11 protein-coding genes and 1 pseudogene are annotated in these 11,949 nt (G+C 71.3%); 5 read left to right on the plus strand and 7 right to left on the minus strand.

All coding sequences use genetic code 11. The features are described from left to right. From FV218_RS19985 to pabB, 3 genes are all read right to left on the minus strand, one after another. Nucleotides 1-328: aminotransferase class IV (locus FV218_RS19985; protein ID WP_187273114.1), on the minus strand; the 328-nt coding region annotated here is incomplete at its 3' end. Next, complete coding sequence (locus FV218_RS19990) at nt 315-926, minus strand: aminodeoxychorismate/anthranilate synthase component II (protein WP_056097385.1); 612 nt, start codon at nt 924-926, stop codon at nt 315-317. The genes FV218_RS19985 and FV218_RS19990, both read right to left, overlap by 14 nt. Continuing rightward, a complete protein-coding gene (gene pabB, locus FV218_RS19995) occupies nt 923-2,317 on the minus strand; it encodes an aminodeoxychorismate synthase component I (protein WP_147711260.1) in 1,395 nt (464 codons plus the stop codon). Before pabB ends, FV218_RS19990 begins: the two co-directional genes overlap by 4 nt. Before the next feature lie 244 nt (nt 2,318-2,561). On the opposite strand from pabB, the gene rimO reads away from it, so the two are divergent. After that, complete coding sequence (rimO, locus tag FV218_RS20000; protein ID WP_147711262.1) at nt 2,562-3,908, plus strand: 30S ribosomal protein S12 methylthiotransferase RimO; 1,347 nt, start codon at nt 2,562-2,564, stop codon at nt 3,906-3,908. Here the strand turns inward: rimO and pncA are convergent. After that, nucleotides 3,890-4,525 (minus strand): bifunctional nicotinamidase/pyrazinamidase, encoded by a 636-nt coding sequence (pncA, locus tag FV218_RS20005; protein WP_147711264.1) that lies wholly within the window; start codon nt 4,523-4,525, stop codon nt 3,890-3,892. The genes rimO and pncA overlap by 19 nt on opposite strands. A gap of 28 nt (nt 4,526-4,553) precedes the next feature. Further along, complete coding sequence (locus tag FV218_RS20010) at nt 4,554-5,528, minus strand: quinone oxidoreductase (RefSeq protein WP_147711266.1); 975 nt, start codon at nt 5,526-5,528, stop codon at nt 4,554-4,556. Between the two features lie 242 nt (nt 5,529-5,770). Here FV218_RS20010 and FV218_RS20015 point away from each other — a divergent pair, with 242 nt between their 5' ends. After that, nucleotides 5,771-5,989 (plus strand): hypothetical protein, encoded by a 219-nt coding sequence (locus FV218_RS20015; RefSeq protein WP_056097375.1) that lies wholly within the window; start codon nt 5,771-5,773, stop codon nt 5,987-5,989. Here the strand turns inward: FV218_RS20015 and FV218_RS20020 are convergent. Then, nucleotides 5,973-7,364: pseudogene (locus FV218_RS20020) on the minus strand (GntP family permease). The gene FV218_RS20015 and the pseudogene FV218_RS20020 sit on opposite strands and share 17 nt — an antisense overlap. A gap of 201 nt (nt 7,365-7,565) precedes the next feature. Between FV218_RS20020 and FV218_RS20025 the strand changes: the two are divergent. Next, on the plus strand, nt 7,566-8,789 hold the full coding sequence (locus FV218_RS20025) for an FAD-dependent monooxygenase (protein ID WP_147711268.1): 1,224 nt from the start codon (nt 7,566-7,568) through the stop codon (nt 8,787-8,789). A gap of 3 nt (nt 8,790-8,792) precedes the next feature. On the opposite strand, the gene FV218_RS20030 is transcribed toward FV218_RS20025, so the two are convergent. Next, nucleotides 8,793-10,064 carry a patatin-like phospholipase family protein gene (locus FV218_RS20030; RefSeq protein ID WP_147711270.1) on the minus strand — a complete coding sequence of 424 codons (1,272 nt, stop codon included), beginning with the start codon at nt 10,062-10,064 and terminating at the stop codon, nt 8,793-8,795. Nucleotides 10,065-10,281: 217 nt separating this feature from the next. On the opposite strand from FV218_RS20030, the gene FV218_RS20035 reads away from it, so the two are divergent. Both FV218_RS20035 and hspQ read left to right on the plus strand, forming a co-directional pair. Further along, a complete protein-coding gene (locus FV218_RS20035) occupies nt 10,282-11,334 on the plus strand; it encodes a CoA ester lyase (RefSeq protein ID WP_056097366.1) in 1,053 nt (350 codons plus the stop codon). A 67-nt stretch (nt 11,335-11,401) separates the two neighbouring features. After that, nucleotides 11,402-11,755, plus strand: coding sequence for a heat shock protein HspQ (hspQ, locus tag FV218_RS20040; RefSeq protein WP_056097363.1), 354 nt, complete (start codon nt 11,402-11,404; stop codon nt 11,753-11,755). Nucleotides 11,756-11,949 lie beyond the last annotated feature (194 nt).

Genomic DNA, 11,949 nt, shown 5'->3' on the forward strand with positions numbered 1-11,949 from the left:
CCGCGCTCGCCCACAGGACCGGGCGGGGCTCGGCCGGGGGCGCGAGGCCGCGCGGTCCCGAGCCCCGGGTCACCGTGGTGCGAATGGCCGCGAGATCCCCTGCCCCGCCGGCCACGGCCCGCATGGCCTGCGTGATCCGCTCCGGGTCGACGAAGAACCCGAGGGCCCGCGTGGCGGCGGCGAGGCGGGCGACATGCGCGGCCTCGAACACGAGGCGGCCGTCGCGGGCGAGCGCCGTGTCGAACACCCCGTCGCCCAGCGTCAGGCCGCGGTCGGCGAGGTCGAAGGGCACGGGCCCCGCGACGAGGGCGCCGTCAAACCACAGCACGAGACGGCTCCTCCCCCGCGCGCCAGGCACGGGCCAACTCCAAAAAGTTGCCGAACAGGGCGTGGCCGTGCTCGGTCAGCACGGATTCCGGGTGGAACTGGATGCCCCAGGTCGGGTGGCGGGTATGGGACAGGGCCATCACCTCGCCCTCGGCCGAGACGGCGTCCACGGTGAGGGTCTCGGCCATGCCGGGCTCGGGCGTGACGATGAGGGAATGGTAGCGTCCCACCTGCATCGGGCTCGGCAGGCCGGCAAACAGGCCCTGCCCGCCATGGGTGATGGGTGTGGCTTGGCCGTGGAGCGGCCGGCCGGCCCGCGCGACCCGGCCGCCGAAGGCCGCGCCGATGGCCTGGTGGCCGAGGCAGACGCCGAGCAGGGGGATCTCGCCGGACAGGTCGCGGATGGCGGGAAGCGAGATGCCGGCCTCGGCCGGGGTGCAGGGGCCGGGCGAGATCACCACGGCGTCGGGCGCCAGGGCCCGGATGCCGGCGACATCCACGGCGTCGTTGCGCACCACCCGCACGGTCTGCCCGAGTTCCTCGAAGTACCGCACCACGTTGAAGACGAAGGAATCGTAATTGTCGATGACGAGGATCACGGGGCGCCCTCCCCGTCCGGCGCGAACGCCTGGAACACCCGCGCGGCCTTGGTCAGGGTCTCCTCGTATTCGCGGCCCGGGTCGGACAGCAGGGTGACGCCGCCGCCGGCCTGGAGCACGGCCGTGTGGCGGTCCATCACCACCGTGCGGATGGCGATGGCGGTGTCGAGGCCGCCGTCGAAGCCCAGCGCCCCGATGGCGCCGCAATAGAGCTCGCGGGCGTCGCCCTCGATCTCGGTGATGATGTCCATGGCGCGCAGCTTCGGCGCCCCGGTGATGGAGCCGCCGGGGAAGGTCGCCGCGATGAGGTCGATGGCGTCCATCCCGTCCTTCAGGGTTCCGGTGACCACGGAGACGAGATGGTGGACGGAGGCGTAGGATTCGAGCCCGCACAGGACCGGGACCCGCACGCTGTGCGGCGCGCAGATGCGCGAGAGGTCGTTGCGCAGGAGATCGACGATCATGATGTTCTCGGCCCGCTCCTTGGGGTCGGCCTGGAGCGCCGCCCCCAGGCGCGCATCCTCGTCCGGGTCGGCGACGCGGCGCACGGTGCCCTTGATCGGCCGGGTCTCGATGTCGCGGCCCGACAGCTTGAGGAAGCGCTCGGGACTGCTCGAGGCGACGCGCAGGTCCTCGAAGGCGAGGTAGGCGCCGAAGGTCGCCGGGTTGGCGGCGCGCAGGCGCCGGTAGAGACTGAGCGCGTCGAAGCCCGCCGGCAGGGCGGCCTCGAAGCGCTGCGCGATGTTGGCCTGGTAGATGTCCCCGGCGCGGATGTAGTCGCGCACCCGCTCCACCGCCGCCTCGTAAGCGCTTTTCGTGAAGTTGGAGTGCCAGGCGAGCGGCCCCTGCGCCGCCGGCTCGGGCGTCGGGCGGGCACCCGAGAGACACTGCGCGAACAGGGCGAGGCGCGCCTGGGCCCGGGCCTGCCGGGCGGCGGGGTCCCGCTCGGGAAAGCCCGTGGCCATCAGCCGGCAGGTGCCGGTCCCGTGGTCGATGCTGAGTACCGTGTCGTAGAGGTTGAAGGCGATGTCGTCGCACAGGCCCGCGCGCCGGGCCGGGGCGGCCACCCGCTCCAGGCGTGCGCCGAGATCGTAGGCAACGTAGCCGATGGCCCCGCCGGTGAAGCCGGGGTCGCCCGGCTCCGGGTCGATCCGGTAGGGCGCGAGGCAGGCGCGCAGGGCCTCGAGGCCGGTGCCGGGCACGGGGTGCCCGTCCAGGGTAGCCACCCCATCGCGAAAGCGGAATCGGGCGAACGGGTCCGCCGCCACGGTCGAGGTCCGGCCGAGCGTCGGGTGGTGCATGGCGCTGTCGAGGAAGGCGAGCCCCGGCAGGTGCGCCAGGGCCTGCACCGCCGCGACGGGATCGACGAACGGGATGTCTGCGGTCCACATGATGATGGGGGCTTAGAGGCTCGCGCGGGAAACGGATACCCGCCCTGCCCTGCGGCAAGGATTCCGGGCTTTTGGGAGTTGGCACGGGCGCGGCCGCCGGAGAAGCGGCAACGGCGCATGACGCCCCTTGGGGCCGTGAGGCTCGCAAGCCGCCTCGGATGCGGCTATAGAGTTGTCAACTCAGCTTGATTTCCTCGAATCCACGGCCGGTCGGCGCCACTTCGACCGCGCCCGACGGGTGCCCATGACCGCTTCACCCCTGCTGCCGCCGGCGTCCACGAAGCCCGCGCCCAAGATTTCCTTCGTGTCGCTGGGCTGCCCCAAGGCGCTGGTGGATTCCGAGCGCATCCTCACCCACCTGCGCGCGGAGGGCTACGAACTCGCCCGACGCCATGACGGCGCGGATGTGGTCATCGTCAACACCTGCGGCTTCCTCGATTCGGCGAAGGCCGAGTCGCTGTCGGCCATCGGCGAGGCCATGGCGGAGAACGGCCGGGTCATCGTCACGGGATGCATGGGCGCGCAGCCCGACGAGATCCGCGAAAAGTACCCGAACCTTCTGGCCGTCACCGGCCCCCAGGCCTACGAATCCGTGGTGGCGGCGGTGCACGAGGCGGTACCCCCGGCCCACGATCCGTTCCTCGACCTCGTGCCGCCCCAGGGGGTGAAGCTCACCCCGCGCCACTACGCTTACCTCAAGATTTCAGAGGGTTGCAACAATCGCTGCACCTTCTGCATCATCCCGTCCCTGCGCGGCGACCTCGTCAGCCGACCGGCCGGCGACGTCCTGCGCGAGGCGGAAAAACTGGTCAAAGCCGGCGTCAAGGAACTGCTGGTGGTCTCGCAGGACACCTCCGCCTACGGCGTCGACATCCGCTACGCCCCGAGCCCGTGGCAGGGCCGCGAGGTGCGGGCGAAGTTCTACGATCTGTCCGCGGAGCTCGGTGAGCTCGGGGCCTGGGTGCGGATGCACTACGTCTATCCCTACCCACACGTGGACGACGTCATCCCCCTGATGGCCGAGGGCAAGATCCTGCCCTACCTCGACATGCCGCTCCAGCACGCGTCGCCCTCCGTGCTCAAGCGCATGCGCCGGCCGGGCAACCAGGAGAAGCAGTTGGAGCGCATCCGGCGCTGGCGCGAGATCTGCCCGGATCTCGCCATCCGCTCGACCTTCATCGTCGGGTTCCCCGGCGAGACCGAGGCCGAGTTCGAGGAGCTGCTCGCCTGGATCAAGGAAGCCAGGCTTGAGCGCGTCGGCTGCTTCACCTACGAGCCGGTGAAGGGGGCGACCGCCAACGAACTCGGCGACGCGGTTCCCCCGGAAGTTCAGGCCGACCGCAAGCGCCGGTTCATGGAGGCGCAGCAGATCGTCTCCGCCCGCCTGCAGAAGGCGCGGGTCGGCAAGCGCCTGCCCGTCATCATCGATTCCGTCGCGGGCGGCGTCGCCAAGGGCCGCTCGAAATACGATGCGCCGGAGATCGACGGCAACGTCCACGTCACCTCCCGCCGCCCGCTTCGCGTCGGCGACATCGTCACCGTGAAGATCGAGCGGGCGGACGCGTACGATCTCTATGGAAGTGCGGTGTAGGCCCCGCTCTCGACGAATCCGGCATCGGCCGCCGCCATGGCGGCCATGGCACGCGCGACCGACCCGTCGATGTCGATCCCCCTGATGGCGTCGGTGACGACGACGGCCTCGAACCCCGCCGCGCGGGCATCGAGGGCGCTCCAGCCGACGCAGTAATCCGTGGCGAGGCCGCACACGACCACGCGGGTGAACCCGCGCTCGCGCAGGTAGCCGGCGAGCCCCGTGGGGGTCGCGCGGTCGGCCTCCAGGAACGCCGAGTAGCTGTCGACGCCGGGATGGTGCCCCTTGCGGATCACCAGTTCGGCGCGCTCGGCCCGCAGGCCGGGGGCGAGGGCGGCGCCGGCCGTTCCCTGGATGCAGTGCTCCGGCCACAGCACCTGATCGCCATGGGGCAGCGCCACCGTCTCGAACGCCGACCGGCCGGGATGGCTGGCGGCGAAGGAGACGTGGCCCGGCGGGTGCCAGTCCTGGGTCACCACCACGTGGGCGAACCGGTCGACCAGGCGGTTGATCGGGGCGATCACCCCGTCGCCGTCCGGCACGGCCAGGGCGCCGCCGGGCAGGAAGTCGACCTGCACGTCCACCACGAGGAGGACGTCCGATGATCCGGGGATCACGGCGTCCTCCGATCCCGGGAGAACAGAATCACGGGATCATCACCGTGGCGCCCGTGGTCCTGCGGCTGGCCAGATCCGTGTGGACCTGCGGGGCCTCCGACAGCTTGGCCTTCGCGTGGACGGGAATCTTGACGGCGCCGCTCGCCACCACGGAGAACAGGTTCTCCGCCATGGCGTCCAGGGTCTCGCGCTGGCCCGCATGGGCGAAGAGCGAGGGACGGGTGGCGTAGAGCGAGCCCTTCTGGCCGAGCAGCGCCAGGCTGAAATCGTCCACGGGGCCCGAGGCCGAGCCGAAGCTGACGAAGAGGCCGAGCGGGCTGATGCAGTCGAGGGAGGCCGGGAAGGTGTCGCGGCCGACGCCGTCGTAGACCACCGGCACGCCCTTGCCCCCGGTGATCTCCTTCACCCGGGCGGCAAAGTCCTCGTCGCGGTAGAGGATGACGTGGTCGCAGCCGTTGGCCCGCGCCAGCTCCGCCTTCTCGGCCGACCCCACGGTGCCGATGACCGTGGCGCCGAGGTGCTTGGCCCACTGGCAGGCGATGAGGCCGACGCCGCCGGCGGCGGCGTGGAACAGGATCGTGTCGCCGGCCTTCACCCGGTAGGTCCGGTGCAGGAGGTACTCGGCGGTGAGACCTTTGAGCATCATCGCGGCGGCGGTGGTGTCCTCCACCCCGTCGGCGAGGTGCACGGCGGCGCTGGCGTTGATCACCACCTCTTCCGCGTAGGTCCCGGCGGCCGAGCCGTAGGCCACGCGCTCGCCGACGCGGAACGCGGTGACGCCCTCGCCCACCGAGACCACGGTGCCGGCGCCCTCGTTGCCGGGGGTGAACGGCAGCTGCGGCACCTTGTAGGCGCCCGAGCGGAAGTAGATGTCGATGAAGTTGACGCCGATGGCGCTCTGGCGGACGCGGATCTGTCCGGGCCCGGGCTCGGGCACCGTGACGTCCTCGTAGCGCATCACCTCGGGGCCGCCGTATTCGTGGACTCGGATCGCCTTCGCCATGGGGCTCGCTCCTCGATGGGTCTCGGTCTCAGCGAGATAGACGGTCCACGCGCGCGAGCAATGGTCGGGCCGGTCTCGCGGCCCTCCACGTGCGCCGCCGCACCCGCGCCCCGCGCCGCGGACCAAGCGATTGCGCGGCACACAAATCCCTGGTTTAGAAGGTGCCGCCGTGCATGGTTCGGACCACGACGGGCGGTTGATCTTGCCTGCATCAATAACGTGAAGACCAACCGGACGATGGGATGGACGAGATCGTATGGATACGCCCGGCGGCCTATGATCCGGCCGTTCAGCCCGGCACGATCCTGCGGCCGGAGGCGACCCTGCCGGCCTTCCAGGTGCTGGAGCGCCGTCTCGTGGTGATGATGTTCAATCCGGGGCGCACCTGGGAGATCAAGCCGTTCACCCAGCTCACCCTGCGGATCGTCGAACCGGTGGCGCCCGTCACACGATTCCCGTGAGGTAGTAGACCCCGATCACCAGGAACACGGCGCTCGTCTTCAGCACGGTGATGGCGAAGATGTCGGCATAGGCCTGCCGGTGGGTGAGGCCGGTCACGGAGAGGAGCGTGATCACGGCGCCGTTGTGAGGCAGGGTGTCCATGCCGCCGCTCGCCATGCTGGCCACCCGGTGCAGCACCTCCAGGGGGATGTTCGCCGCCTCGGCCGCTGCGATGAAGGGGCCGGACATGGCCGCGAGCGCGATGCTGAGCCCCCCGGAGGCCGAGCCGGTGATGCCGGCGAGCGCCGTCACCGTCACCGCCTCGTTGACCAGGGGGTTCGGGATCGCCGAGAGGGCGTCGCGGATCACGAGGAAGCCGGGCAAGGCGGCGATGACCGCGCCGAAGCCGTACTCGGACGCGGTGTTCATGGCCGCCAGGAGGGCGCCTGCCACCGCCGCCCGGCTGCCCTCGGCGAAGCCTCGGGCGACCGGCGTCCAGGCGAAGGCCAGCACCGTGAGGATGCCGGCGAGGAGCGCGAGCTCCACCGCCCAGATGGCGGTGACGGAGGAGATCGTCGTCACGATGGGCTTGTCGAGGCCGGCGAGGGCCGTCTCGGCCTTGGGCCCGTAGAGGCGCGGTATCGCCGCCGTGAAGGCGAGGTTGGACAGGCCGACCACCACGAGGGGCAGGAGGGCGACGGCCGGATGCGCGCGGGCGGCCGCGTCCGTCACCGCCGGCTCGTTGCTGTGGCCGCTGCCGTAGCCCTCGCCCCCGCGCCTGGCCGCCGCGATGCGGGCATCGAGATAGGCGACGCCGGCGACGAGGATGAAGGCCGCGCCGATGAGGCCGAGCTAGGGGGCGGCCCAGGTGTTGGTGTTGAAGAAGGTGGTGGGGATGATGTTCTGGATCTGCGGCGTCCCCGGCAGGGCGTCCATGGTGTAGGAGAAGGCGCCGAGCGCGATGGTGCCGGGGATGAGACGCTTGGGGATGTCGGAGAGGCGGAACGCCTCGGCCGCGAACGGATAGACGGCGAACACCACGACGAAGAGCGACACGCCGCCATAGGTGAGCAGGTTGCACACGAGCACGATGGAGAGCACGGCCCGCTTGGCGCCGACGAGTTCGATCACCGCCGTGACGATGGAGCGCGAAAACCCCGACAGCTCGATGACCTTGCCGAACACGGCGCCGAGCAGGAACACCGGGAAGTACAGCTTCACGAAGCCGACCATCTTCTCCATGAACAGGCCGGAGAACACCGGCAGCACGGCGGAGGGGTCGGTGAGCAGCACGGCCGCCAGCGCCGCCACGGGGGCGAACAGAATGACGCTGAAGCCGCGATAGGCCACCAGCATGAGAAAGCCGAGCGCGAGGAGCGCGATGGCGAGGTTCATGGGGGTGTCCTTCCTCCGGGCCCGGGCCCGCACGGCCTCCGTTCCAGGATGCTACCCGGCGCTGTTTTCCCGCACCATCGCGTCCCTTGACCGATCCGGTCGGCTCCCTCTGTAAGGGATGACGGATCGGCCGGTCTGTCCCATTTTCGACGCCGCCCTCCGACACCCGCGTCGGACGGGCGTACCCAGGAGAACAGCCCCGTGGCCCCATCGCCCGAGAGTGATTCGCGCGCGCCGGCTCCCTTCGCGGTCGCGGTGGTCGGCGCCGGGGCCGCCGGGCTCGCCGCCGCCCTGGCGCTCGCCCGCGACGGGGTTCCCACCGCCCTCGTCGGCCGGCACGCGCCCGTGGCCGACGGGCGCACGGTGGCGCTCCTCGACGGGTCCGTGCGCTTCCTCAGGGCGCTCGGCGCCTGGGACGGCATCGCACCCCACGCCAGTCCGCTCGCCGAACTCCACATCGTCGACGACACCGGCAGCCTGTTCCGGCCGCCCCCGGCCCGCTTCGTCGCCACGGAGATCGGCCTCGATGCCTTCGGCTGGAACGTCGAGAGCGCCCGCCTCGTGGAGAGTTTGCGGGTTCAGGCCCGTGCCACGCCGAACCTGACTCTGTTCGAGAGCGACGCGGAGGCGTTCAGCGCCGGAGAAACGGAGGCGGCCCTGACGCTCGGGGACGGCACGCGCCTGTCCGCCCGCCTCGTGGCCGGCGCCGACGGCGCCCGCTCGAAGCTGCGCGCCGCCGCCGGCCTCGTGCCCCGCGAATGGTCCTATCCGCAAGCCGCCATCACCACGATCCTGGCCCATACCCGCCCGCACCGGGATGTCTCGACGGAATTCCACACCCGGCAGGGGCCGTTCACCCTGGTGCCCCTGCCGGGCGGCCACCGCTCCAGCCTCGTCTGGGTGATGGACGCGGCGCGGGCGCAAGGCATGGCGGCCCTCGAGGAATCCGGGCTGGCCCGGGCCGTCGAGGCGCAGGCGCAGGCGATGCTGGGACACATGCGGATCGACGGGCCGCGCGGCCTCGTGCCCATGCGCGGCCTCGCCCTGACGAGCCCGGTGGCGGCGCGCCTCGCCCTCGTGGGCGAAGCCGCCCATGTCTTCCCGCCCATCGGCGCGCAGGGGCTCAATCTTGGCCTGCGCGATGCGGCGGCCCTGCGGGACGCCGTCGCCGACGCGGTGGCGGACGGGCGCGATCCGGGGTCCCGGGCGGCCCTTGCGGGGTTCGCCCGGGGGCGCGGTCGCGATGCGCGCCTGCGCACCCTGGCGGTCGATGCCCTCAACCGCAGCCTGCTCACCGGCTTCCTGCCCGTGGATGCCCTGCGCGGCCTCGGGCTCCTCGCCATGACGACGATCACGCCCCTGCGCCGCTTCGTCATGCGCGAAGGCGTGGTGCCGCGCCTCGGCGCGCCCAGCCTCATGCGCTGAGACTCAGCGCCGGACCAGCTCGACGGCTTCCTTCGGTGCGGTCGTTCCCGTGAGGGAGACGGCCGGCAGATCGCCGTCCTTCCCGCGCGGCGTTCCGGTCTCGACGTCGGCCTCGCGGTCCCTGGCGTCTCCGCGGAAGGCGGTGCCGGCGCGGCCCAAGGCTTCGCCATGGAAAAACAGCGCCTTCATGTAGCCCTGGTCGAAGGGCGCCGTGGTCGTCCGGGTGAACCGTCCGTCGATCTCGGCCACCCGGAGGTCGAGGCCCGTCCGCTCGGCGAAGCTCCGGCCGAGGGCCAGGGCGGCGCGGGTCTGCGCCTTGATCGCCGCCGACATGGAGCGGCCGAGCACGCTCAGGGTGGTGCGCGAGGCCATCTGGAATTGGGGCGCGAGGGAATTGTTGACCACGAGGTAGACCCGGTGCGTCGGCAGGGGGGTCGGGTGTGCGGCCAGCAGGGTCGCCTCGGGCGCGAGGTAGTACGGCGCCGTGGTGCCGCCGTCGTCGTGCATCTCCTGGATGTGCCGGGAGCCCGCCACGGCCTCGACCATCACCGGCGGAAACACCCCCGGCACCGCCGAGGAGGCGAGGATGATGTCCCGGAACAGGGCGAGGGCCTTCGGGCCGTCGGTGCCGGCGATGGCGCCCATGTCCCACAGGACCGGGCGCTCGGAATCCACCGCCGTGGTGGCGACGAGGAGGCGCCGGCCCTTGGCGTGCTCGGCCGCGATGGCCTGGAGCAGCTTCGGGGTCACCGACCTGTCGATGCGCCGCTTCAGCGGCCAGGTGTCGGTCAGGGCCTCGGCCGTCGCCCCGAACTCGAACACGTCGGCCGCCGAGATCTCGGTGTAGCCCTGGCGCAGGGCCTCGTCCCCGCCGGAGCCGACGAAGGCGAAGGGGGCGATCATCGCGCCCGTGCTGACGCCGGTGATCACGCCGAAGGCGGGCCGGGTCCCGGCCTCGCTCCAGCCCTTCAGGAGGCCCGCCGCGAAGGCGCCGTTCTCGCCGCCGCCCGAAAGGACGAGCCAGGGATCGGAGGCGGCCCGCGCGCCCGCGAGGAGGCGGGCGAAGGCGGCGGGATCGTCGCCGGGGATGCGCACGCCCGCGGGAAATCCGTCGGGTCTGGCCGCGGCGGCCTCCGCGGCGGTGAAGGCGGCGCGCTCAGAAGTCCTGGTTCGCTCGGCCGCGAAACCCGGTTGCGGGAGGCCGAGGCCGAGGCCGATGACGCACACGAGTGCCGTGGACCGGAGGCTGGTGCGCCTGATCGATGATCCGGACATGGGTCCGTCCTTCGTTCGTGGTCGAGGTGCCCGCCTCGTCGTCAGAACGTGAGGCCGCGGGTCCTGTTCCGGATGGTCCTCCCATCCCGACCCCATGGCAAACGGTTTGGTGTGTCCGCGCACCTTTACGGCGGGGGCAGGCTTGAACTAACCGCTGGACGGGAGCCCGCCGCACAAGAATACCCGCCCCACAAGAACATTGGAGCCTGAGACGCCGATGAAACTGCCCCGCCGCTTCTTCCAGCCCCTCGCCACCGGCGCGCCGGCCCCGTTCCGCGAGCTTCCGGTGAAGCTCGAGCGGATGATCCACTTCGTGCCGCCGCACAACGACAAGGTCCGCGCCCGCGTGCCCGAGCTCGCCGCCACCGTCGACGTGGTGCTGGGCAACCTCGAGGACGCCGTGCCCGTCGATCAGAAGGAGGCCGCGCGCAAGGGCTTCGTCGCCATGGCGCAGGCGACCGACTTCGCCGCCTCCGGCACCGGCCTGTGGACCCGCATCAACGCCCTGAACTCCCCTTGGATTCTCGACGACCTGTTCGAGATCGTGTCCCAGGTCGGCGACAAGCTCGACGTGGTGATGGTGCCCAAGGTCGAGGGGCCGTGGGACATCCACTACGTCGATCAGCTCCTCGCCCAGCTCGAGGCGAAGCACGGGGTCGGAAAGCCCATCCTCGTCCACGCCATCCTGGAGACGGCCGAGGGGGTCGCCAACGTCGATGCCATCGCGTCGGCCTCCCCGCGCATGCACGGCATGAGCCTCGGCCCCGCCGATCTCGCGGCGTCGCGCGGCATGAAGACCACCCGCGTCGGCGGCGGCCACCCGGATTACCGCGTCATCGCCGATCCGACGTCGGACGGCGCCGCCCGGGCCAGCGCCCAGCAGGACCTCTGGCACTACACCATCGCGAAAATGGTCGATGCCTGCATGGCCAACGGCCTCAAGGCGTTCTACGGCCCGTTCGGCGACTTCTCCGACGGCGAGGCCTGCGAGGCCCAGTTCCGCAACGCCTTCCTGATGGGCTGCGCCGGCGCCTGGACGCTCCACCCGAATCAGGTCGCCATCGCCAAGCGGGTCTTCGCGCCCGATCCGGCGGAGGTCGCCTTCGCGGTGCGCATCGTCGAGGCGATGCCCGACGGCACCGGCGCGGTGATGCTCGACGGCAAGATGCAGGACGACGCCACCTGGAAGCAGGCCAAGGTCATCGTCGATCTCGCCAGGCTCGTCGCCGACAAGGACCCGGAGCTCGCCAAGACGTATGGCCTGACCTGAGGTCCCGGTTGTCGTCGGCGGCCTCTGCGCCGATGACAACCGCATCGCGCCGGCTTATCTGGCAGGGATGACCGATACGATCTCCGCCACGCCCAAGATGAGAACCGCCAAGTTCGGCCTCGGCGCCGTGGTCCGCCACCGCATCTACCCGTTCCGCGGCATCGTGTTCGACGTCGACCCGGTGTTCGACAACACCGAGGAATGGTGGCTGGCGATTCCCGAGGAGGTCCGGCCGCGCAAGGACCAGCCGTTCTACCACCTGCTCGCCGAGAACGCCGAGAGCGAGTACGTGGCCTACGTTTCCGAGCAGAACCTCGTCCCCGATACCTCCGGCGAGGCCCTGCGCCACACCGGCATCGCCGAGGTGTTCGAGCGCGACGCGGAAGGCACCTACCGGATGCGCAGCTCCCAAGCCAACTGATCTCGGGCCAACTGATCTCGGGCCAACTGATCCCGGGCCGACGGGTCCGGTTCCGGACATGAGAAAGGCCGGGCGATTTCTCGCCCGGCCTTTCTCATGTCGGAGATCCCCGGGATCGCGGCCGGGCCGCAATCCCGGGGATCGGGGATCGGGGATCAGGGCTTGGGCGCAGGGGCCGGGGCGCCGGCCGCGGG

The sequence above is a fragment of the Methylobacterium sp. WL69 genome (assembly GCF_008039485.1).
GTDB lineage: Bacteria > Pseudomonadota > Alphaproteobacteria > Rhizobiales > Beijerinckiaceae > Methylobacterium.